At 62.6% G+C, this 22,405-nt stretch carries 20 protein-coding genes; 8 read left to right on the top strand and 12 right to left on the bottom strand.

Features of this window, described 5'->3' with window-relative positions; all coding sequences use genetic code 11:
- Nucleotides 1-437: 437 nt before the first annotated feature.
- Nucleotides 438-1,520: a hypothetical protein gene (locus tag VGG89_08440; protein HEY1976558.1), complete on the top strand. Its 1,083-nt coding sequence runs from the start codon at nucleotides 438-440 to the stop codon at nucleotides 1,518-1,520.
- Nucleotides 1,521-1,788: 268 nt separating this feature from the next.
- Here VGG89_08440 and VGG89_08435 read toward each other — a convergent pair whose 3' ends face one another.
- The gene (locus tag VGG89_08435) at nucleotides 1,789-3,408 is read right to left on the bottom strand and encodes a peptide ABC transporter substrate-binding protein (GenBank protein ID HEY1976557.1); all 1,620 of its coding nucleotides are present in this window, start codon (nucleotides 3,406-3,408) and stop codon (nucleotides 1,789-1,791) included.
- 51 nt (nucleotides 3,409-3,459) lie between these two features.
- Between VGG89_08435 and VGG89_08430 the strand changes: the two genes are divergently transcribed.
- Both VGG89_08430 and VGG89_08425 read left to right on the top strand, forming a co-directional pair.
- On the top strand, nucleotides 3,460-4,251 hold the full coding sequence (locus VGG89_08430) for an S-methyl-5'-thioadenosine phosphorylase (protein HEY1976556.1): 792 nt from the start codon (nucleotides 3,460-3,462) through the stop codon (nucleotides 4,249-4,251).
- Nucleotides 4,252-4,270: 19 nt separating this feature from the next.
- Nucleotides 4,271-4,966: a hypothetical protein gene (locus VGG89_08425; protein ID HEY1976555.1), complete on the top strand. Its 696-nt coding sequence runs from the start codon at nucleotides 4,271-4,273 to the stop codon at nucleotides 4,964-4,966.
- Here the strand turns inward: VGG89_08425 and VGG89_08420 are convergent.
- Nucleotides 4,950-5,957 carry a hypothetical protein gene (locus tag VGG89_08420; protein ID HEY1976554.1) on the bottom strand — a complete coding sequence of 336 codons (1,008 nt, stop codon included), beginning with the start codon at nucleotides 5,955-5,957 and terminating at the stop codon, nucleotides 4,950-4,952. The two genes, VGG89_08425 and VGG89_08420, sit on opposite strands and share 17 nt — an antisense overlap.
- The gene (tmk, locus tag VGG89_08415; protein ID HEY1976553.1) at nucleotides 5,954-6,544 is read right to left on the bottom strand and encodes a dTMP kinase; all 591 of its coding nucleotides are present in this window, start codon (nucleotides 6,542-6,544) and stop codon (nucleotides 5,954-5,956) included. Before tmk ends, VGG89_08420 begins: the two co-directional genes overlap by 4 nt.
- Before the next feature lie 35 nt (nucleotides 6,545-6,579).
- Here tmk and VGG89_08410 point away from each other — a divergent pair, with 35 nt between their 5' ends.
- On the top strand, nucleotides 6,580-7,278 hold the full coding sequence (locus tag VGG89_08410; GenBank protein HEY1976552.1) for a hypothetical protein: 699 nt from the start codon (nucleotides 6,580-6,582) through the stop codon (nucleotides 7,276-7,278).
- 30 nt (nucleotides 7,279-7,308) lie between these two features.
- Here the strand turns inward: VGG89_08410 and VGG89_08405 are convergent, their stop codons facing one another.
- The gene (locus VGG89_08405) at nucleotides 7,309-8,991 is read right to left on the bottom strand and encodes a gamma-glutamyltransferase (GenBank protein ID HEY1976551.1); all 1,683 of its coding nucleotides are present in this window, start codon (nucleotides 8,989-8,991) and stop codon (nucleotides 7,309-7,311) included.
- Nucleotide 8,992: 1 nt separating this feature from the next.
- Nucleotides 8,993-10,546 (bottom strand): R3H domain-containing nucleic acid-binding protein, encoded by a 1,554-nt coding sequence (locus VGG89_08400; protein HEY1976550.1) that lies wholly within the window; start codon nucleotides 10,544-10,546, stop codon nucleotides 8,993-8,995.
- Nucleotides 10,547-10,665: 119 nt separating this feature from the next.
- Between VGG89_08400 and VGG89_08395 the strand changes: the two genes are divergently transcribed.
- The gene (locus VGG89_08395) at nucleotides 10,666-10,833 is read left to right on the top strand and encodes a hypothetical protein (protein HEY1976549.1); all 168 of its coding nucleotides are present in this window, start codon (nucleotides 10,666-10,668) and stop codon (nucleotides 10,831-10,833) included.
- Here the strand turns inward: VGG89_08395 and VGG89_08390 are convergent, their stop codons facing one another.
- The 6 genes from VGG89_08390 to VGG89_08365 all read right to left on the bottom strand — a co-directional run bounded on the left by VGG89_08390 (nucleotide 10,834) and on the right by VGG89_08365 (nucleotide 17,744).
- Nucleotides 10,834-12,327, bottom strand: coding sequence for an aminotransferase class I/II-fold pyridoxal phosphate-dependent enzyme (locus VGG89_08390; GenBank protein ID HEY1976548.1), 1,494 nt, complete (start codon nucleotides 12,325-12,327; stop codon nucleotides 10,834-10,836). It lies immediately after the preceding gene.
- A 49-nt stretch (nucleotides 12,328-12,376) separates the two neighbouring features.
- Nucleotides 12,377-12,910: an HNH endonuclease gene (locus VGG89_08385; protein HEY1976547.1), complete on the bottom strand. Its 534-nt coding sequence runs from the start codon at nucleotides 12,908-12,910 to the stop codon at nucleotides 12,377-12,379.
- A gap of 349 nt (nucleotides 12,911-13,259) precedes the next feature.
- Nucleotides 13,260-13,898, bottom strand: coding sequence for a pyridoxal 5'-phosphate synthase glutaminase subunit PdxT (gene pdxT / locus VGG89_08380; protein ID HEY1976546.1), 639 nt, complete (start codon nucleotides 13,896-13,898; stop codon nucleotides 13,260-13,262).
- 8 nt (nucleotides 13,899-13,906) lie between these two features.
- Nucleotides 13,907-14,797: a pyridoxal 5'-phosphate synthase lyase subunit PdxS gene (gene pdxS / locus VGG89_08375; GenBank protein ID HEY1976545.1), complete on the bottom strand. Its 891-nt coding sequence runs from the start codon at nucleotides 14,795-14,797 to the stop codon at nucleotides 13,907-13,909.
- A gap of 39 nt (nucleotides 14,798-14,836) precedes the next feature.
- Nucleotides 14,837-15,271, bottom strand: a complete 435-nt coding sequence (locus VGG89_08370; protein HEY1976544.1) for a hypothetical protein — start codon at nucleotides 15,269-15,271, stop codon at nucleotides 14,837-14,839.
- Nucleotides 15,272-15,284: 13 nt separating this feature from the next.
- Nucleotides 15,285-17,744 carry an amylo-alpha-1,6-glucosidase gene (locus VGG89_08365; GenBank protein ID HEY1976543.1) on the bottom strand — a complete coding sequence of 820 codons (2,460 nt, stop codon included), beginning with the start codon at nucleotides 17,742-17,744 and terminating at the stop codon, nucleotides 15,285-15,287.
- A 71-nt stretch (nucleotides 17,745-17,815) separates the two neighbouring features.
- Here VGG89_08365 and ispE point away from each other — a divergent pair, with 71 nt between their 5' ends.
- Genes ispE through VGG89_08350 form a run of 3 tightly spaced genes read left to right on the top strand, consistent with a single transcriptional unit; the run spans nucleotide 17,816 to nucleotide 20,895 of the window.
- A complete protein-coding gene (gene ispE, locus VGG89_08360) occupies nucleotides 17,816-18,682 on the top strand; it encodes a 4-(cytidine 5'-diphospho)-2-C-methyl-D-erythritol kinase (protein ID HEY1976542.1) in 867 nt (288 codons plus the stop codon).
- Complete coding sequence (locus VGG89_08355; GenBank protein ID HEY1976541.1) at nucleotides 18,682-19,446, top strand: nucleotidyltransferase family protein; 765 nt, start codon at nucleotides 18,682-18,684, stop codon at nucleotides 19,444-19,446. Before ispE ends, VGG89_08355 begins: the two co-directional genes overlap by 1 nt.
- Nucleotides 19,447-20,895, top strand: coding sequence for an AMP-binding protein (locus VGG89_08350; protein HEY1976540.1), 1,449 nt, complete (start codon nucleotides 19,447-19,449; stop codon nucleotides 20,893-20,895).
- Here VGG89_08350 and dacB read toward each other — a convergent pair.
- Nucleotides 20,892-22,397, bottom strand: coding sequence for a D-alanyl-D-alanine carboxypeptidase/D-alanyl-D-alanine-endopeptidase (gene dacB / locus VGG89_08345; GenBank protein HEY1976539.1), 1,506 nt, complete (start codon nucleotides 22,395-22,397; stop codon nucleotides 20,892-20,894). The two genes, VGG89_08350 and dacB, sit on opposite strands and share 4 nt — an antisense overlap.
- Nucleotides 22,398-22,405 lie beyond the last annotated feature (8 nt).

Below are 22,405 nucleotides of genomic sequence, written 5' to 3'. Positions count from 1 at the left end.
CCCCGACGACAAAAACGTGACCCATTGCAAGTGCTCGTGGTGTTCACAACCACCATGATAGCGGAATCCGTAGTGATGGTAGCCACCATGGTAGTCGCCGCTGCCACTCAGATAAGGCGCCGCAACTAGCAGCAGAATGATGGCGATAGTGTCTGCGATAATGCCGCCCTGAGCATTAGACTGGGCTGCTGGCGTCGTTGGTGTGGCGCGGCCATAGGTAAGGGTCCTCTTGGAATCAGTATAGCAAGTTAATGGGTGCGGGTAGTGCCGATATGGCGAAGAATGCTGAGGGCGGATTGAGACCAATGGCCCACACAGAGCATGTTGACGGCTGACCAAACCGGAACCGCTTATTTCATGGATTCGACAAATAAGTGTCGAACTGATGGTACCGGCTTCCGGGGCTAAGCAAATGACGGTTAGATGGAATTAACGATATGGGCTTTTTGAAGAAGCTCCTTGGGGGAGGCTCCGATAAGGCTACTCAACTTGAGCCGCCGCCGACTGATGCGGAGTTCGAGGAGGCTGAACAGCGTCTTAGCGAGGCCATGGAAAAGTCACCACACAGGGCCAGCCCGGAGATCACTACTATGTCAACAGCATTGTACGAACTTTACTCAAAGCGTGGAGATTACCTAAAAGCGACTGGAGATACGCAGGGCTTTCTGCTCAATACAGCAGACGGTTTGAGTATGTATACCATGGCCGCGCAATCAAACTATCACACGGGTTGGTTTAGAAAGGCTATTACGGCGCTTGAGACCGGCCTCGCGTACGCAAATGAGGCCCGCAAAGTAGCGTCTTCGAGCCCTCATATACCTGCGATCAATGAAGAACAGCAGGGGATTGAGGACCTACTCAAGACTTATTCATTGGAGTTAGAGGAGGGCCAGCAAGCGGTCTTGAGCATTTGCACGGCCCTTCGCGACGCTGGCACTCGGGTCACGAGTGATGGGGACCCCATTTGGAAGGTTCGCGGACTAAAAGCGTACGTTCTTGCCCTGAGCGATGCCGTAGCGTCGGTCGTTTACGCAGTTGTCGCTCCTGGAACGTTTGGCCCTTATGCCGATATTTGGAAACAAGATAAAATTGTATTTTGGGAGTTGGCGTCATTCCTCGGATACTACTTCGCCACCAGAAGCCTGACAGAAGACTCGGTGATAAATAATGAGGGCGACACGATCTTGTCAGTGATCGCTTCGATCTGGCCGCCAAATGAGCGCATGCAGGCGATACTCGGTCGATATGAGGAGTTAATCAAAAACCCCCAGGAGATGAAGGATCGCAGAATTCTTTGGCACACGCACCCCAAAGCCAACGACGACAATGCGCGCAACGTGGTTTACGAATATATCGTCAACGAGCTTATAAACGGCCCTGATCTCGGTGGAAGCTTCGAAGGAAACCTCGACAGTCCGGAGTGCATCCTTCCTTCAGAAGGCATGTTCATGAAAATATACATGCAAAATATGGCTATGCAACACATCAAGGAACTGAAGGCTATTGCGGCTGGTCTGTAGCTCTCTGAACTAAGTATCTCGCTCACAAATGGCTGACGGGCTTCTAAAAAGGGACCTTTTGCTGGGTGTCCCAAAACGGTTTTTCGGCACTAATAGGGTGGCCGGGGTGGTAGCTAGCCGACGCCCCACACCCGCGTCTGGATCGGTTCCCCCGGCTCTCTTTCCGCAATAAAAAATCGCGTCTTTTTGGGCGATTTTTGCTCTCCTACTTATCAATTTCTCGTATCCCACTAATAGCGAAAAACGGGGACGGCAGCACACGTTACCCTTATATATCCCACTCCCAAGCGTTCCACCACGGTGTGGCCGTCGTGTTCGGGCGGTAGTTGCGTAAATCATCCGATCGCACGATCAAACGTCTGCCCTCATACACCGGAATATAGGGGACGTCGTTCCACATCAACAGGTTAGCTCTTCGGTAAACCGGCGCGCGAACCGCCGGATCGTCGCTCCGCAGTCCCGCGAGCTCCAAAGCGTCAAGTCGCGGGTCGCAGAAACGATAAATGTTTTGTCCCTTGGGGTACCAACGATCGCAGCCGACGAAGTTCGAGATGTCGGGATCCCAATTGATCGTGTTGCTGTAGAACGCCGTGTCATAGGTTCCGCCGTAGACCGGCCCGTCGGGCGCGAAGATCGTGCGGTAGGGATAGTTCTTGATGGCCAGCGCCACGCCGGTTTCGTGCAGCGCCGCCTGAAGCAAAAGCAGCGCGCGCTGTGCGTTGGTGAAGCCGGCGATCGTCGCTACGGTGATCTCGAGCCGCACGCCGTCGCGAGCTCTGATTCCGTCGGACCCTCGGCGCCACCCCCGCGCGTCTAAAACGTGGTTTGCGGCTGAAAGGTCTTGGCGACGCAGCGGTAACACTTCGTAACCGATCGAGGTAGGAGCGACGACATTGCGCGCCTGTTCGTACAAACCAAAGGTAACGTCGCGAAGGATGTCGTCATAGGGAACGCTATCCGCAATCGCTTCGCGCACCGCAAGGTCGTGCAACGCAGGTTTGCTCGCGTTGATGATCAGCGCGGCTTGAGTGTTCCACGGGGCGGTACTCACGAAGACCCCCGGTACGGCTTTGTACGTCGAGAGCAGCGAGGTTTGAGGCGCGACGATCAGATCGAGCCGGTGCGCTTGCAGTTCGTTGGCTATCGTCTGGTCGGTAGGAATGAAGCGCAGCTCGATGCGCTCGAGCTTCGGGCGCCCCCTAAAGTAGCGATCGAAGCGTTTTAGCACGATGCGGTCGCTGCGCTCCCACGAAACGAACTCAAACGGTCCCGTTCCGACGGGATGGGCGGAGAGCGTTCCGGTGTTGAAACTCCCTTCGCTCCCGAGCACGTGCGCGGGCAGAATTGGTTTTCCGCCCTCTTGCAGCGGCGCGAAGAAGCGCGAAACGAAAGGAGGATAGCGATCGCGCAAATGCACCACGACCGTGTAAGCATCGGGAGCATCAATCGAAGCGACGCGGTCGTAGCCTTCGTGTTCGAAGGTATTATTGTGCGGATCGATCACCGCGTGCCAGGAAGCGACGACGTCCTTGGACGTAAACGCTGCGCCGTCGTGCCACAGCACGCCGCGACGTAAACGATACACGTACGTTCGCCCGTCGCGCGAGATCCCGCCGTTGGTTAGGCTCGGTACGGTCGACGCGAGATCGCCGATGAGGCGTCCACGATCGTCGGCGACGACGAGATACGAATAGATCAGCGACGAGACGTCGTAGGTGACGTCCATCTCCGAGAGATACGGATTGAGATGATCGGGATCGGAAAGATCGGCGATGCGCAGCACGTGCGGGACGGTCCAGGGATGACGCCCACCCGCTCCCGTCGACGCGGTGCGCGTGCATCCGGTCAGCAGCGCGAGCGACAGTGCAACAAATACGGCATACCTCATCCCGCGTAAAACTTCGAGGGGACCCGCGCCGCACCTCGAAAGAGCCGCGCGATGGAACAAAGCGCCGAAATCGGAGTTTTTGGAGGATCGGGCTTCTACTCGCTGCTGGAACGTCCGCAAGAGCAATGGATCGAGACGCCCTACGGTTTGCCGAGCGATACGGTACACCTCGGCGAGATCGCCGGGCGACGCATCGCTTTTCTGCCGCGACATGGACGCGATCATCGGTTCCCTCCGCACAAAATCAACTATCGTGCGAATATGTACGCAATGAAGTCGCTCGGCGTGAAATGGATCGTCGGTCCGACGGCCTCGGGGTCGCTCAAAGCCGGCTATAAACCCGGCTCGATGGTCGTCTGCGACCAGTTCGTCGATCGCACGTCGGGACGCGTGGACACGTTCTACGACGGACCGCGTACGACGCACGTCAGCGTCGCCGATCCGTATTGCCCGACCCTGCGCCCGATTGCGATTTCGGCCCTGCGCTCGCTCGGTATCGAGACGCACGAGCGCGGAACCGTCGTCGTCATCCAAGGACCCCGCTTCTCGACGCGCGCGGAGTCGAAGTGGTTTCAAGACCAGGGTTGGGAAGTCATCAACATGACCCAATATCCCGAGTGCTACCTGGCACGCGAACTCGAAATGTGCTACGTCAACATTTCGCTCATCACCGATTACGACGTCGGACTCGAGGGCATGCCGCCGGTCTCGCACGTTGAAGTGATCGAGATCTTCAACAAGAACAACGCGCGCGTCAAAGAGGCAATCGGCACGATCGTTGCAGGCGTTCCGGTCGGCGCGGATTGCAGTTGCCGGCACGCGCTCGACACCGCGAGGTTATAGCGTGTCGTTCAAGCGGCAAATGCCCACCGTAGATCTCGCCATGTACGTACGAGCGATCCCGCTTCTCATTAAGCATCCGTCAATTCTCGCTTGTCCGCTGTTGGCGGCGGTCCTGGCGATTCTCGTCAATGCGGCGGTCGCGCCGCTGCTGACCAACGCCCTAGGTGGCGCCGGAGCCGGCCTCTTCGGCATTATCGTGCAGCTGATCTATCTCTGGGCGTTCGGGATCGCCATCATACAGGCCAGTCAAATTTGGCGCGGCCGGAAGGGCTCGTTCGACGAAGCGTGGGAAGAGGGGCGCGCCAAGTTCGGGGGCATTCTGCTCGCGGCCATCGGCTTTCAGTTCGTCGTTTGGGCGGCAAGTTATATCGGCTCGTTCTTCGGCGGCGTTTTGGGTTACGCGCTCTTAGCCGTAGCGGCGTTCTTTTTGATCTATACGATGCCGGCGGCTGCAATCGGCGGGATGCCCGGGTCACTCGCGATTTCCGGCTCAATCCGCGCGGTGCGTGCAAACGTGCCCGGCTCTATTCTCCTAGCAGTCGTGTTCTTCGTGCTGTGGTACGTCGTGCCGCCCTATCTTCCGTACGTTATCGGAAATCTTTCACAGGTTTTATTCAGCCTCATTATGGCCGTGTACGAAGCGATCGTTCTGAGCTACATGGCGTTTCCGTTTGCAAAGCAGTACGACGACGTCGCGTTCAGGGGGCGTTGGTAATCGCCATCCGTACGATTTCGCTCACCATCGCGGGGCTGACGTTGGTGCGCGCCAGCCGCTGAGCGTCGCCGATCTTGGCAAGAATCGCCACCGTCGCGCGATCGTCGAGCGCCGGCAGCTTCGCCAGACTCTCGGCATAATCGCGCATCAGCAGCCCTTTCCCGCCATTCGTGCTCAGCACTGCCCAGTCGCGCACGAGCGTTTTGATCGTTTGCAGACCGTCTTCGAGCGTTTCGCGCGTAGCCCAGGTTTGCTGGGGCGACTTGCCGTCGACGCTTTCGAAGAACCAGCGCGCGACCTGCGCGCGCAGGGAGTCTTCTTCACCTTCCAAAGCGGCCAAGGCTTGCGTCACGCTGCCGCCTCCAAGCGCCGCTCCTAGCTCCGCCTCGGATTGCGAGCGGCCGATACCGAGCAGAATCTCGCGTACGTGCGACTCGTGCAACAGTGCAAAGCGCACTTCGACGAGCCGCGAGCGGATCGTCGAAAGCAATCGCCCCGGCACCGGCGTGGTGAGCAGCATGATCACGTTGCGCGGGGGCTCCTCGAGAAACTTGAGCAGCGCGTTGGCTGCGGGCGGGCTGGCGAAATCGACGTCGCCGAGGAGCAGCACGCGCATCCCGCCGCTGTACGACTGCATCGAGAGCTGCCGCACGACGTCGCGCGCGGTGAGATCCTCACCACCGGCAAAGCCGGCGGCAACGTCGCGATCGCCGATCTTGAGCTGGCCTTCGTGTTCGAAGAAGTCCGGATGCCGCGCGTTCTCGCCCGCACCGAACAGCGCGCACGACGAGCACGTTCCGTCGTATCCGAGTACGCCGGTCTTGGGATGCGTGCAGAGCAGCGACTGCGCTAATCGCCGCGCGAACGTCTTCTTTCCGACGCCGGCCGGCCCGGCGAACAGGTAGGCGTGTCCCAGCGTCTGCGGCGTCAATCCGGAAAAGTATTTTTTGGGGCCTTCGAGGTCGACGACGTCGAACGTCAGCTCGCTCATGCAATGGCCTCGGCGGCGCGATCGATCAAGGTCGCGCCGTCCAGGGTAGCGTCGAGGACCAGATAACGATTCGACCCGCGCGCCAGCTCTAAGAAACCGTGCCGCACGCGCTCGTGAAATCCGTCATCCTCAGATTCCATGCGGTCGAGTTCGGGATGCCGCGCTCGCGTTCGCTCGCGCGATACCGCCACGGGCAAGTCGAGCAATAGCGTGACGTCGGGCTCGAGACCGGCGGTCGCGATGGCGCACAGTTCGCGCAGCATCGGCAGATCCAAGCCGCGGCCGTAGCCTTGGTACGCCAGCGTGGAGTCGACGAAACGATCGCACAGAACGAGCTTGCCGCCGGCCAATGCCGGGGCAATGACGTCGATCACGTGCGCGGATCGCGCGGCGTTGACGAGCATCGCTTCGGTCAGTGCGTCGATGGCGATCGCGCGATCCAGGAAGATCGAGCGGATCTTGTCGCCAAGGGGCGTCCCGCCGGGCTCGCGGGTGACGACGAGCTGCCGGCCGCGCAGCCGCTCGGAAAGTCCGGCGAGCAGGGTGCTCTTGCCGCTTCCCTCAATCCCCTCGATGGTGACGAACATGTATCGTTGCTCATTCTTCCACGAGGCGCGCGCCCATGCCTGAAGCATCCGGTGGATCGATCTTAGGGGACATGGTGGAGTGGTTTCTCGGACGTGCGGGCGACCGCCGGCAATATAAACGCCGCACCGGGACGTTTCATTTGTGGTGGCAAGCCGGAACGGTTGAGAAACCGGACATGAAGCCGGGAATCGGCATCGAGCTCTCACCCAACGGAATCCAGTTCCTTTTGCCCGACAAGATTGCGTCGGCGGAATACAATCTCGTGCTGCGCATTCACGATCACAAAATGCCCGTGCGCGTGCGGCACGTGCGCAACGATCAAGTGACGCACCACGGGCGCACGTGGAACCGCTACATGGGCGAGTTTACCGGCATCGCGGCCGACAACTGGGATCGCCTCTGCCGCTACGTCAACGAAGAAGACGAGCCGCAGGACCGGCGCAAGATGCAGAATCAAGAAATGGCCAAACAAACCGACGACGCGTACCGGCTGCTTCCCAAAGCGGTTCAGGACAAGATCGTCGACATGCTCGTCCAAAAGCATCGCATCGACCGGCCGCAGCCGGGGCAGACGCCGCTGCTAAAGCTCTTCTACGGCGGACTGGTAAAGCAGGCCGGAAAACCGCCGGCGCACCGCGTCAACGTCCACAGCCGTCTCTCGGTCAACGGCGAGTTCACGGCCTACGACACGCGGTTCCTCGTCAGCGACGACGGCACCGTAACCTTCGCCTAAGGCCGGCAGCAATAAGTCCGGCGAACGGTCTCAAACGAAGCCGCCGGCGACACCGACGCGACGCAAGTCGGCGCAGGCCCCCAGCGATCCGTCCGGCTCGCGCCACGCCATTTGGAACGATCCCATGTGAAAATCGTAGGCGTTCTCGGACTGCAGACGGACGCCCATTGCGGTCAGCTTCGTTCGCGTCGACGCGGGCAAACGCGACTCGATCGTCAGCGAGAAGTCGTCGCCAAGCCCGAACATCCGCGGCGCTTCCACCGCCTGCACGTACTCCAGCTTCCGATCGATGATATTCGCAAGCATCTGTGCGACCGTCCAATGCGGATTTCCCGGCGTTCCCAACGAAAAGACCGGGCGTCCGTCCTTCATCGCGATCGTGTTGCCGATCACGCAGCGCATCTTTGCGCCGGGAGCCAGCCACGTGTCGATCCACGCCGACATGTTGCCGAACGACGCGTGCGAGCCCACCATCGGGACGCCGTCGACGACTTGTCCCGGAATGCCGCCGCTCTGCAGCGTGTTCATCATCTGCACCCAGTTTCCGTCCGCGTCGACCACCGCGAGTTCGCAGCTTCCTACGGGCTGCTTCTCCTTCATCGAAACTCCGGCGGCTGCGAGCTTTTGCGATCCCCACGTCTTTTCGACGTGTCCGCTGAGATCGACCCTCGGACGGCTGCGATTGACGATGTTGCCGAGATGCGCGTGGAAACTGCGATCGAGCCACACGTCGAGCGGCGTCTCGAAGATCAGCGGATCGTTGACGAAACCGCACTGCTGCGCCGCGATGCGCAGCGCGTGCGCCATCGCGTAGACGGCTTCGGCGGAATCGGCGGCGTCGTACGCACCGTCGATGAAATCGAGCATTCCTAAGACGAGCGCGCAGAAGACGCCGGTTCGCTGCGGAAGCGGCAGCTGAACGATGTCGTATCCGCCGTGCGGATATCGCACCGGATCGCTCCAGCGCGGCGGCACGTCGGTCATATGATGCGCTTCGATCTTCCAGCCCATCGCGTTGGCGCGTTCGACGAAGCGCTGCGCCCAACGGCCGGTGATGAAATCGTCGGGCCCTTCTTGCGCGAGGCGCCGCAGCGTTTGCGCCAGCTCGGGATTGCGAAAGCGCGAGCCGACCGGACGCGCGAAACCGTCGGGCGCGAAGAGCGCGCGTCCTTCGGGAAAATACGTGTACAGCTCCCAGCCGTACATGGTCGCGGTGTGCTCAAAGGTCGAGATGTAGTGGCCCTCCTCGGCCCAATAAATCGATTCCTCGACGAGCGACGCCCACGGTTTGGAGCCGAATCGCTCGTAGAGTGCCTTGAGCCCCGGCATAAATCCCGGAATGCACGCGGACGGCTCGTGGCCCGGCGACGCGAAGGCGTTGTTGATGCCGACGATCGGCTTGAACGGCGGAAGGTCGTGCGGCATCGTGCCCTGCGAGTCGAGCGCGTAAACCGTTCCGGTTTTCGCTTCGTAAACGAGCGCCGTAACCAATCCCGCATGGTTGGTCATGAACGGCTCGACCGTCCCCTGCATCAAGCAGCCCGTGATGGCGGCATCGACGGCGTTGCCGCCGTCGCGCAAAACCCGCAGCATGGCGTTGGTTACGGCAGCGTTATCGCTGCTGCACACGGCGCGCTGGTTGCGCACGACCGACGTCGTACCTTGATCGCGAATCAAGGACGCGTCGTCGACGTCGGGTCGGAACGCCGTCACTTTAGGTAGCTGCCGCGCTCTCCGACGTCTTGAAGATCCGCACGCGACGGTTGGGCTCGAGTCCCGTGCTGCGCGATTGCAGACGATACCGCTCGGCTAACTGGTGCTGCATTCGCCGTACGTACGACGTCTGCGGCGACAGCTCGATCGCCTGATTCGTCAGCAGCACTTGGTAGATCGCCTCCTCCGCCTCGCGCAGACCGATCTCTTCCTGATCGATCGAGCCGAGGTTGAAGACGTCGCGAAGTGCGGATTGAATCTGGGTCGTGGTGTTCGTCTTGATCGAGTACAGCGGAACGTTGTCGGCGGCGATCTGCTTGAGCTTGGGCTGCTGCTTGCGCTCGAGCGTCTTGAGCGTCAAGACGACGTCGGCTTCGTCCCAGTTCCGGGCGATCGCCGCGTTGACGCGCAGATTGTGTATCGCCCGCTCGATCTTGTTGCGGGAGACGCCGTACGGGAAGATCGAGATCGGCCGTTCGCGCTCGTCGGCTTCGTGTTCGTGCTCGTAGGCGTCGTGAAGCTGCGGCATCGACTCGGTGTCGGCTTCCTGAACGACCGTGACTTCGCCGCTGGGCTGGCGCTGACGGATCTCGGGCTGCGGCTGGTACCCCCGCAGCAGCGCGTCGATCACATCCGCGGTGTTCTTGTGGATCGCCAGCCGGTCGCGATCGTGAATTTCGATCACGACGTCGAACGTTGGCGGCGCTTTTCGCTCGAGCACCGTCTTGCGGGTGCCGCGGCGACGCGCTTCTTCGTCCGAGAGCGTGACCGCGCTGATGCCGCCGACCAGGTCCGAGAGGGTCGGGTTCATCAGCAGGTTTTCCAAGGTCTGGCCGTGCGCCGTGCCGATGAGCGTGACGCCGCGTTCGGCGATGGTACGGGCGGCTGCGGCTTCGGCCTCGGTGCCGATTTCGTCGATGACGACGACCTCGGGCATGTGGTTTTCGACCGCTTCGATCATGACCGCGTGCTGCAGCGCCGGATCGGCGACCTGCATGCGTCGCGCCAAGCCGATACCCGGATGCGGAATATCGCTGTCGCCGGCAATCTCGTTGGACGTATCGACGATGACCACGCGTTTGCGATCTTCGGAAAGCACGCGCGCACACTCGCGCAGCATGGTCGTTTTGCCGACGCCCGGACGTCCGAGCAGACAGATCGACTTGCCGCCGCGCAGTACGTCGAGCAGAATGTCGATCGTTCCGTAAACGGCCCGGCCGACGCGACACGTCAAGCCCACGATCTTACCGGTGCGATTGCGAATCGCGCTGATACGGTGAAGCGTTTGCTCGATGCCCGCGCGGTTATCCGCACCAAACGGCGAGATGCGCGAGCAGACGTGTGCGATGTCTTCGTGCGTCACCGGCGTGTCGGTGAGATACGTAAAGTCATGCTCGAAACGGGCCTCGGGCGGACGCCCAAGGTCGAGTACGACTTCGATGATATCTTCGATGTTGCCGAGACGGACGAGCGCTTGCCGGATTGCGAGGGGGAAGATGTCCAGGAGTTGGGAGAGTTCCCAACTCGGGTTAACGGATGTGGCTCTGACCGCCAATACTGACCCTCACTTCCCTGAGGTAGTTTTGCTGGCCTTATCCGCTTTGCGCATAAGTCCCTGCCGCGAACAGGGGCACCCCGAGTGGGGGCGCGCAGGTGCTGGGTAAACACCGTGTCATGCGCGATCGAGATGTCCAGCGAGAGACCGAACGGAAGAACGCCGAGATGGAGCGCCAACGGCAGTTAGCCGAAAAAGAGCGGGTCAAAAAAGACGAGCGCCTTGGCGAAACCGACAAAACCGACGCGGATTCGTTTCCGGCGAGCGATCCGCCGACGCCGCCGTAGTTACGACTCTTTGACGACTCGGATGACTTTGAGTTCGTCGTCGTAAGGACCCTGAATGCGCACGCCGGCCTTGAGCTCGAGATGAAGATAGTCGAGCAAGTCTTGCGTGATCTCTTCCCCGGGCGCGATCACGGGAATGCCCGGCGGATACGGTGAGATCGTTTCCGCGCAGATGCGCCCTTTGGATTCCTTAAACTTGACGAACTCGGCCGGCGCCAGAAACGCGTCGCGCGGCAGCATGCGAATCGGCGGTATCTTCGGCAACTGGTAGCTGCCCCGATTGAGGCGTACTTCCAGGATGCCCGACGGGGCGTACATGTCGACGGGCCGATCGTCGCGGGCCATTTCCTCAAACGCCGTCACCAGTTTATCGGCCGCCTCGTGCGTCGTTCCGATCGTAAAAAGCGCGACGACGTTGAAGAGATCGGCCAGCTCGACTTGGATGTTGTAGCGGTGCCGCAGCAGCTCGGACGCCTCGTAGCCGGTATAGCCCAAACCCTTCACCGTAATCGCAACCTTGGTGGGATCGAGATCGAAGACGCCATTGCGGCCTTGCAGCTCCTCGCCCATGCAGTAGAGCCCCTCGATGCGATTGAGTCGCCGCCGGGTCTCCTCGGCGAGCTCGATCGTACGCGACAGCAGCGCCGCACCTTCGGTGGCCATCTGCTTGCGCGCGACGTCGAGGGACGCCACCATCGGCAGATTCGGCGACGTCGAAAGGAACATCTTGAGAACCGCCTTCAGACGGTCGAGCCGAACGCGATCGCCTTTTTGATGCAGCATCGCGCACTGGGAAAACGCCGAGAGCATCTTGTGCGTCGAGTTGATGCACAAATCGGCGCCCGCAGCGGTGGCCGAGAGCGGCAGCGCGGGATGAAAGTGAAAGTGCGGTCCCCAGGCCTCGTCCACGAGCAGCAGCTTCCCCGCATCGTGAACGATCCGTTCGATCGACGCGAGATCGGCTGCGACGCCGTAATACGTCGGCGAGACGAGGTAGACGGCGACGACGTCGGGATGCTCTCGTAACGTCCGCGCGACGGTCTCCGGCGTCACGCAGTGATCCATGTGCAGCTCTTCGTCGACTTCGGGCTGCATGTAGATCGGCGCGGCGCCGCTCATCACCAAGCCGCCCAGCATCGATTTGTGCGAGTTGCGCGGCACGGCGATCTTGTCGCCGGGGTTCACCGCGGTCATCATCATGCACTGATTGCCGCTGGTCGAGCCGTTGATCAGAAAGAACGTGTGATCGGCACCCCACGCCTCGGCGGCCAGCTCTTGCGCTTCGCGAATCGATTCCAACGGCTGCAGCAGGTCGTCGATGCCCGGCATCGGGGTGAGGTCGATCGCGCAGATGTTGTCGCCCACGAACTCGCGGAAGGCGAGGTCCATTCCGACGCCCTGAATGTGGCCCGGCGTATGGAACGGCTGCACGCCCGAATCGACGTAATCGAGCAGCGCTTGGAAATACGGCGTCTTATTCTGATCTAGCGGCATTGAGAGACGAAGGAAATCCCCAGGACGCGCCGCTTTTCCTGCTCGGCGGCTAGGTCTTCTCCACGCGCTCGTCGATCGAGACGTTATAGAGGAACAAGAACTTGCCCCATTCGTCGGGCAACGTATTGCGCTTGATTTGAATCCACGGAATGTACTTCGGCTGCCGCGGCTTGCGCTGCAGCGACATGTTCGCCTCGTCGGGCGTACGGTTGTTCTTACGGTTATTGCACCGCATGCAGGCGCAGACGAGATTCTCCCAGGTCGAAGCACCGCCGCGGCTCTTGGGCACGACGTGGTCGACGGTCATCAACCGCTCCCCGTGAAGGCCGCAGTATTGACAGGTGTGGTCGTCGCGAATCAACACGTTCTTCTTCGTCAGCGCCACCTTTTGCATCGGACGGCGGATGTAATACAGCATGCGGATGATCGAGGGCATCCGCATTTCGTACGTCGTCGAGGCCAGCACGCGATCGCGGCCGTGCAGCAGCTCGGCTTTGCCCGAAAAGATCATCTTCACGGCTCGCTGGAAGCTCGTGATATTCAGCGCTTCGTAAGTGAAGTTCAGGACGAGAACGTCGCTCATGCACAAAACTCTCTAGCGGTGCGATTCAGAAAGCGAGGCATCTACATGCCTCGCTTTCGTACAAACGTCATTCGCGTCTCGGTTAGCATTTGCGTTATTGCTAACCGTTGTTCGGGCCGCAACCTGTCTTTGACTCGTTCGAAGGCTGAGGTTGCAACGTCGATGGCGACTTCCGCCGAGGCGCGATCCGGTTGCTGCGCGTCGGATTCCGTGAGATATGCGTGGGCGGCCAGCGAGAGCGTGGCTATCACCTCGGTGAGCAGCGGCTCTACCGCGGGGATCTGGCCCTGAAACCCCGTTTGAGCTTCGGGCACAGTATCGGCCTGCGAAGTCATCTTGGGCACAAGAGTTAAGCGGCGGGGCAGTCCTTCCCTCGCAAAAGCGCTTCTTCTACCATCCTCAGAAAGTATTGGTGCACGCGCGGATCGCTCGTCAGCTCGGGGTGAAACGACGTTCCAAGCACGTTACGCTGACGCACCATCACGCCGTGGCCGCCTCGCTCGGCAAGCAGTTCGACCTGCGGCCCGACACGTTCGATCCACGGGGCACGAATGAAAATCGCGGGAAACGGCGGCTCACCCAACGCGGGCACGTCGAGATCGACTTCCGCCGATTCGTTCTGGCGGCCGAAGGCGTTACGCCGCACCGTGACGTCGATGAGATCGAGCGTCGGCTGCTCGAGATCCGCCACGTCGTGTGCGGCGACGATCATGCCCATGCACGTGCCCCAGAACGGCATGCCGGCGCGCACGCGGCCGACGATCGGATCGACGAGTCCGAAGCGGTCGAGCAGCTTCATCACCGTCGTCGATTCGCCGCCGGGAACGACCAGCGCGTCGACGCGGCGCAAATCGTCGAGCGTCTTCACCGGGATTGCCGTCGCACCGGCGCGCGCGAGCGCGGCGGCGTGTTCGTCGACGTCGCCCTGCAGCGCTAAAACGCCGACAACGGCCCTTCGACTTCGCTCGCTTTCGCTCGCTACGCTCAGGATGACACCTAGTTCCCTCGCGACGCCATTAGCTGCGATTCGTCGAGCGATCGCACGTCGAGTCCGGCCATCGCTTCGGCGGCGCCGAGCGAACGGCTCGCGTCCATGACGACCTTCGCGTCGGCGAAGTGGGTCGTCGCGTCGACGATCGCTTTGGCGAAACGCTTGGGATCGTTCGACTTGAAGATCCCGCTGCCGACGAAGATGCCTTCCGCGCCGAGCTGCATCATGAGCGCCGCGTCGGCCGGCGTCGAAACGCCGCCCGCACAGAACAGCACGACCGGGAGCTTGCCTTCCTTTGCAACGTCTTGCACCAGCTCGAGCGGGGCGCCCAGGTCGCGCGCGCGCGCCACGAGCTCTTCCTTCGGGACGACGGTCAGTTCGCGAATTGCATCGCCGATCGCGCGCATGTGGCGCACGGCCTCGACGATGTTGCCGCTGCCGGCTTCGCCCTTGCTGCGAATCATCGCGGCGCCCTCGGCGATTCGGCGCAGCGCTTCGCCGAGATCGCGCGCACCGCAGACGAACGGCGTCTTGAACGCGAGCTTGTCGACGTGGTACTTGTCGTCGGCCGGCGTGAGCACTTCGGACTCGTCGATGTAGTCGATGCCCAGCTCTTGCAGCACTTGCGCTTCGGCGAAGTGACCGATGCGCACTTTGGCCATCACGGGAATGGTGACGGCGTCCATAATGCCGCGGATCAGTTCGAGATTGCTCATCCGCGCGACGCCGCCGGCCGCGCGAATGTCGGCCGGAATGCGCTCGAGCGCCATCACGGCAACGGCGCCGGCTTCCTGGGCGATAACCGCGTGTTCGGGGGTGACGACGTCCATGATCACGCCGCCCTTGAGCATCTGCGCGAGTCCGCGCTTGACCGTAAGCGTTCCGGTATTTTCCATGTCCCTATCGTATCAGGCGATATTGCCGCCCGCCAATAATTACAATGGGGACGGTGACGGGGAGCTCGAGGGAGACTCGGTCGGTCCCTCGGTCGGCGGCTGATACGGGGTGGCGGTCGGCAGCGGCTTCTGCCGCCAGATCGGGACGTTGGGGTTGATCGTGGGCGTGGCGGTCGCGGTCGGCTTAGGCGTCGGCGGCAGCGTCGGCAGCGGCTGCGGCGGTATCCGCGGATCCGGAAAGCGTGGATCCGAAGCCGCCGAGAGCGTTTCCGAGCGCTTCCAGTCGGGCCCGTAAGGACCCGAAGATGCGTACGGCTCGGGCGTCACCACCGCTTGAATCGAGGGCAGAGCATGCTCGGTCGCCTGGCCGAGAACCCGGTCGCCCATGCGCTGGCCGATGCCGATAGCGGCGAGCAGCACGACGGCGCCCGCGGCGAGGACGAGGGTCGCAAAACGATTGGTCGGGTCGAGCATGAGCCGGTGGTTATTAGACGCGGGCTGCCGCAGGCACTACATCGAGCTTGGCCGCTCTTGCCCGCCGGTCCGTCGGCCGGCCGGAAAGGTTGAGTTGGAGCAGGTCGCCCGGGGCCATGTCCACGCGAGCCGTGTGCCCTCGGAACTCCACCAGGACGTTGCGCGCCTTATCGAGGTGATTGCAGAGAAAAATTCGGATCGCGCCCTGCTCGTCTTCAAACGCGATCGCCCCGACTTCCACGGGCGACGTCGTCACCTCGTCGCTAACGTCGCGGCCCGCGTACACGCACTCGAACGGCTCTTCCGCCGAGAGCTCCGGCATGTTGCCGTAGATCGTACTGTTGCGCAGATCGATGACGTACGTGCAGCGCTTGCCGCCCCAGTGCACGCGCGCCGCCGCGACCCATTGCCAGTCTTTTGGGCGCAACGGCGTCAGGTGCGGGCGCCCGCTGGTGCGATAGCCGTCGAGACCGCCCACCGTTTCGGCGACGCACCATAAGTACTTCGCGCCGGTCCAAGGCGAGAGATACATTCCGCGGTTGGAAAGCGATCCGCCGTCGAACCATTCGCCGAACTCGCCGGGGACGGTGTTGCGCGGACTGCCGCCTTCCATCGCCGCGTAGACGACCGCGAGAAACTTGACCGCTTGATCGATGCGATCGTTGCGTGCCAGCGCGAGCGCGAACCATAAGGTCAAGTCGGGCCAGATGCCGCCGAGCAAACCGAACCCGTACGACGGAAAGTACCAGGCGTCCGCGGTCGAGATCGTGCGCAATCCGACGGGTGTGACGAAGTCGGCCTCGAGCAGCCGGTCCAGAATCGCTTTGCGCTGCGGTGAGTCGGCGACGTTGAAGAGCACCGGAAAAATTTCGTCGGCCGTAAAGTTGTCCTGGTAGTTGCGATCCTGATCGTAGTTCAGGACGAACGCGCCCGTGTCGTCGTTGAAGAGATAGTCCATCATCGCTTCGCGCATGCTTTGCGCTTCGGCGCTGTACTTTTCCCAATGGTCGTTGTCGCCCGCGACGGCGCAGAGCATCGCGGCGGCGTCGAGCGCGAACACCGCTTCGGCGTTGATCTCGGTGACGGCGCCGTCGAGCGTGTAGTAGGGAATGATATTCCGCCACGACGAGATGCCGTACATGTCGACGCCCTTCGCGCGGCAGAAGATCAGCCCCTGATCGTCGCGCTGCGTGAGCATGTAGTCGGTCAGCTTGACCACGAGCTGCAGGCGGTCGCGCACCCATGCGTCGTCGAGCGTCGCGTTGTAGTAGTGCAGCATCGCGATGAGATGCAGCGGCGTGTCGTCGTTGATGTTCAGGTCGTAAGCCGTTTTGTAGCCGCTGACGCCGCGAATGTACTCGATCATCAGACCGTTCTCGTCGATGGCGTTATTGAAGACTTCGAGCGCGTCGCGGCTGAACTCGGGCCAAAAATAATCGAAGCCGTGCACGAACCACGACGTGTCGCGCGACACCAAAATGTCCGACGGCGGCGAGTTGGTCGATCCCCAGCCGTGCGGATACTCCTTGACGATGCGCAGCATGTTGGCTTTCGCCCACGCAACTCCGCGGCTGATTTCCGGCGACGGCGTCATGAAGCGCGCGTCGGCGAGGCGCTCGGCGAAGTATCGCTGCGTGTCGTGCAGCGCGCGCGGATCCTTGAGGAGCGCCTCGAGAACGGGCCGGCTCTTCTCGGTGCCGTCCTTATGGTAGACCACCGCCAGACGCAGCGACTCGCGCGCGCCGGGCGCCACCTTGATCGCGTATTCGAAAGCGCCGAAGATACGCCGGCTCACCAGCTCGGCCAGCTCCGGCGTGACGTCGCCGAAGTGCTGCACCGACTCGTCGGGCAACAGCGTCGCCGAACGCATGTACTCGAGCAGCACTTGCTCGCGCAGCGACAACTCGACCGCGGCGGGTTGGCGCGAGCCGCCCCACCACCGCTCGCTGCCGGTTTCCAAGTTCTTCGAGCAGATGAACCGGCCATCGTTCCACGCGCGCACTTGGTGCTCGGGTTCGCCGTAGAAGCGCTGACCGACGAGCATCGCCCACGGAAAGAGTGCGACTTCGAGCTCTTGCGCCCCGGGGTTGTAGAGCGTGACGTCGACGACGAACGCCACCGAGCGATCGAACGACGGGCCGTGCGGCACGTAGAACGCTTCGGTGACGTGCAGGCGGTTCTCCAGCGTGAACTCGGAGATCTGCGCGTACGGAAGAAACGTCAGCTCGCGCTGGATTTGATGCGGGAAAAGCGTGCCGTGGGCTTTCTCGTCGCGCAGCCGATACGCGATGTGATGCGTTCCGAAAATGATTTGGTCGGTGTCGGCGTCCCATAAGCCGCGCACGCCGCCTTTGGCGGTCGATTGCGCGTATGACTTAAAGTTGCCAAGCAGCAGTCCGTACGGTGTCTGCGATTCGTGCAGGACGTACGCGCAAAATTCGTTGTGCTGTGCGTCGTAGCTAATCGAGCCCATCTGTTCTTAGCGTTCCTCATGCGTCGCGCGAACCGGAGGCGCCTTCTGTCGGCGCGCCAAACCAAGGGAGCGTGGCCCAAGTCCTGTTTGCCCCCGCGAAGATCAATCTGACGCTCGAGGTGCTCGCGCGCCGCGACGACGGATACCACGGCGTCCGCAGCGTCATGGTGCCCCTCGCCTTGGCCGACGAACTGGCGATCGAGCCCGCAGCGGCCTTTTCGTTCGAGTGCGACCGGGGCGATCTCGGCAACGAGCGGAACTTGGCGGTGCGCGCGCTGCGCGCACTCGGGCTGGAGCCCAACGCCGCGCTGCGCCTGCGCAAACGCATTCCGTCGGAAGCCGGACTCGGCGGCGGCTCGAGCGATGCCGGCGCGGTACTGCGCGCTGCGGCCGATGGCGCGTTCGGACCGGTACCGGCGTGCGATTGGGTGGCCGTCGCGCGCTCGTTGGGCTCGGACGTCCCCTTCTTTCTCGCGGGAACCGGCGCGTTGGTCGAGGGCACCGGCGAGCGAGTCACCGCGGTCGGTGCGCTGCCGGCTTGGCACGCGTTGGTCGTCAAACCGCCGGCCGGCGTCTCCACGGCCGTCGCGTACGCCGAACTCGATAAGCGCGAACGTACGATTCGGCCGCGGAACGAGTCCGTCTCGCTTCGCATGGTCGAAGCGCTGCAGCGCGCCGAATTCGGCACGGTCGAATCCCTGATGCGCAACGACTTTCAAGACGCCATCGCCGCGCTGGTGCCCGAGGTTCGCATCACCTTGGACGCGTTGCGTGCCGCGGGCGCCGGGAACGCGCTGCTGGCGGGCTCCGGCTCGTGCGTTTTTACAATTGCGCCGGATCCGGCGCACATCGCGGAGGTCGATCGCGCGCTCGCGCTCGACGCAACGTACCGGCGCTTCGTCACCGCCTTTGCGGCGACGCCCGCCTGGCGTCCTTAGTGACGTACGACGCCGTCGTTTTGGCGGGCGGCCCGGTCGACGCGGTCGCGCAGCAGCAGCCCGGCGCTCCCAATAAAGCGTTCGTGGAGATCGCCGGCAAGACGCTGGTCGCGCGCGTGCTCGAACCACTGCGCGCGTCGGGTTCGATCGGTCGCATCGTCGTCGTGGCGCCCCCGGAGGTTCGCGGCCGCGCCGATCTGGCCGCCGCCGACGAACTCCGCCCGGACGGACGGCGCATCACCGACAGCTTGCGCAGCGGATTGTCGGGGTTTGACCCCGACGCCGACGTGCTGATCGTCGCATCGGATCTTCCCATCCTCAGCGTACCGGCAATCGATGACTTCGCCGCGCGTACGAGCGCGCTGAACGCCGACGTCGTGTACGGCTGCGTGGAGCGCAACGTGCACGTGGCGAGCTTTCCGCAAGTGCCGCACACGTGGGCGCGTATGCGCGACGGAACGTTCTGCGGCGGCGGCATCGTCGCGATGAAGCCGCGCGCGCTTCCGCTGCTCGAGCGCTTCATCGAACGCCTCGGCGCGGCGCGCAAACGTCCGATTCGGCTTGCGTCGCTATTCGGCTGGGACGTGCTGCTGCGGTTCGCGGTGCGGCAGATGACCGTCGCGCAAGCCGAGGCCCGTGCCACCAAGATTCTCGGCGCGCCGGTGCGCGCGCTGGTATCGCCGTTTGCGGAAACCGGAGTGAACGTGGACCGCGTCACCGACATTGCGCTCGCCGAAGCGCTCGTGAACGCGCGCAACCCATAGATGTTGCTCGATCTCTTCGACGGTGCGCTTGCCGATCGCGCTCGGGCCCACGCACTCGACGACCTGACGCACCGCGAGCTTCACGACGGAGCCTTACGCGTTGCCGCCCGTTTTGCCGAGATCGGCGTACGGGCCGGCGATCGGGTCGCGATCTACAGCGAAAATCGCCACGGATTCGTCTACGCCTACCTTGCCGCGCTCCGTCTGGGTGCGATCGCGGTGCCCGCCAACGTGCTCTACCGTGCAAACGATCTCGCGCATCTGCTCGGCGACAGCGCGCCGTCGTTGATCGTCTGCTCGTCGGCGTCCGCGCCGTTTTTAGCCGAGATCGAAACCGGCACGCGCGCGATCGACATGGCGGAGGTCGAGACGTGCGCGCGCGACGGGCACGTGCGACCGCTCGACGTGCCGCATCGGCCGAATCCCGAAGATCCGGCGCTGATCGTCTATACGAGCGGCACCACCGGCGCTTCGAAAGGTGCGGTGCTCTCGCATCGCAATCTCGCGGCCATCGTGTCGCAGCTGCGAGCCGCGTGGCGCTGGGAATCGAGCGACGTGCTGCTCGTCACGCTGCCGCTGTTTCACGTCCACGGCTTGATTGCGGGACTGACGTCGTCGCTGGCCGCCGGCGGCCGCGTGCTGCTGCGCGAGCGTTTCGATGCCGGCGACGTACTGGAACGGTTGAGCCGCGGCGACGTCACGATGTTCTTCGGAGTTCCGACGATGTACGTGCGCCTGATCGAACGCTTGCGCGAGACCGGCGCGCAGCCCCCGCCGCCGTTACGGTTGTACGTCTCGGGATCGGCGGCGCTATCGGAGCAGACCCACGCGGATTTTGCGTCGCTCTTCGGCGCGTCGATTCTCGAACGGTACGGCGCGACCGAGTTCGGCTTCGCGCTCGGCAACCGGTACGCCGGGCCGCGCGTCGCGGGCAGCGTCGGCATTCCGTTCCCGGGCGTGAGCGTGCGCATCGACGGCGAACTCGGCGAGCTGCTCGTTAGCGGGCCTAACGTTTTCTCCGGATATTGGAAGCGCCCCGAAGCGACGGCGGCGGCGTTTTCCACCGACGACGACGGCACGCGATGGTATCGCAGCGGCGACATCGCAGCGTACGATGCCCAGAACGACGCTTATAAAATCGTCGGGCGGATCAAAGAGCTGATCATCACCGGCGGCTTCAACGTCTATCCGCGTGAAGTCGAAACGACGATCGAAACGTACGACGGCGTGCGCGCGTGCGCGGTCGTCGGCAAACCGGACGCGGCGCGCGGCAAGCTGCCTATCGCGTTTATCGAAGCCGAAGGCAACGTGGATACGGCCGCGCTCGATGCATGGCTGGGCGAGCGGCTCGCAAGCTTCAAGATTCCGAAGGAGATTCGCGTCGTCGAACAACTCCCGCGCAACGCGATGGGCAAACTCGACAAACCCGCGCTAAGGACGATGCTTTAGAGCGATGTGTACGTAGCGCTCGCCATCGCCCCCAAGATTTGACCAGCCACGGCGGTCGTCTCTTCGTCGTGCGGGCCCAGCATAGCGCTCAGATAGAACGCGAACGCCACGTGGTGACCGTTGCGCGTTGTCATGTATCCCGCGAGGCCTTTTTCGACCACGCTTCCGTCGTTGAGCCAATCGGTGCCGCCGTTGGTTCCGGTCTTGGCGTGCACTTTGCCGCGGGCCGGCGAGTGTTTTTGAATGTCGACCAGCGTACCGTCGACGCCCATGATCGGCAAGCCGCGGTAGAGCATCGGATACCACGATTGCTTGTGCGCCCACGCGAGATAGTGCACCATGAAATCCGATGTAAAGTACGCGAACGCGCCTTCACCGTCTTGCTGCGCAGCGCTTCCCAGATCGAGTCCGGCGCCGCGAAGCATCGAGCGTTCGCGGGCGAAACCGGCGCGCAGATAATCGCTCTTGGCGTGCGCGAGATACACCGCCCACATAAAGGGTAGGAGCGCGGCGTGCAGATTGTCACTCACCTTGAGCGTGATGTAGGTATCTTCGGAAAGCGGCGGCGAGACGTGCTGCGCGACGAGGGTCTGGGTCCCGTACGGCAGCGGAGAGGCTTCGGCCGTCGCGGTAGCCGGTGATTCCGGCTGCATCGATACGCCTGCATCCTGCAAGGCTTTCGCAAAGGCATCCTGCGCAAACCGCTTTGGCTCGGGCACGCGGTACGCGTAGAGAATGCTCGGACCGGCAGGCTGTACGCCCTTGATCGTAACGGTGTGCCGGCCGTCGGCACCGGTAACGTCGTCGCTCATGTCGATGGTCGCGTCGGCCTTCGACCCCGCCGTGATCGCTTTATTAACGAAGGTCACGTACGCGGTTTGCGGCGACACGGCGATGGCGACCGGATCGCCGGGGTTCTTCCCGGGCGTCACGATGACGTCGACGACGTTGTCGTTCACAACGATCGGCGAGACGATGCACCCCGTCCCGCCTTCGGGCCCCTGATCTGGAAAGAGCGATGCGTCGACGAGCACTCGCCCGTCGATCGATTTGATTCCGGATTTTACGACCTGAATCGCCAGCTCACGCAAGACTGCGAGCGGATCGCCCGGCACCGCCTTGGTTCCCGGCGATCCGTCGTACGCGTGATCTTCATTTTCGAACGCGAGCGTCCCATTGGGCTGAATTCGTTGCGACAGATTTGGATCGCCGCTGGCAACCAGAACCAAGTCGCCGTGAAGTACGCCGCCCGTGTCCACCGGGCCCGTGCGATAGACCGGCGTCGTGTAGCGGAAGTTTGGTCCGAGCAGCGCGAGGCTCGTCCCCTCGGTCAAAAGCTTCGTCGTCGAAGCCGGCACCATAAGCGTCTGCTCGTTATGCGCGTAGAGCACGCGATGCGTATCGAGATCGTAAACTTCGGCCGCCACGATCGAATGGCGAAGACGGGGCGTGTGAAAGGCCGCTTGGACGGCAGCCGCTAGCGCGGCGGCAGCAATGATCACGAGGGCCT

The organism is Candidatus Baltobacteraceae bacterium (genome assembly GCA_036488875.1).
Classification (GTDB): Bacteria; Vulcanimicrobiota; Vulcanimicrobiia; order Vulcanimicrobiales; family Vulcanimicrobiaceae; genus JAFAHZ01.
The sequence above is the reverse complement of the archived record's forward strand: the minus strand, read 5'-3'. Positions and strand labels throughout refer to the sequence as shown.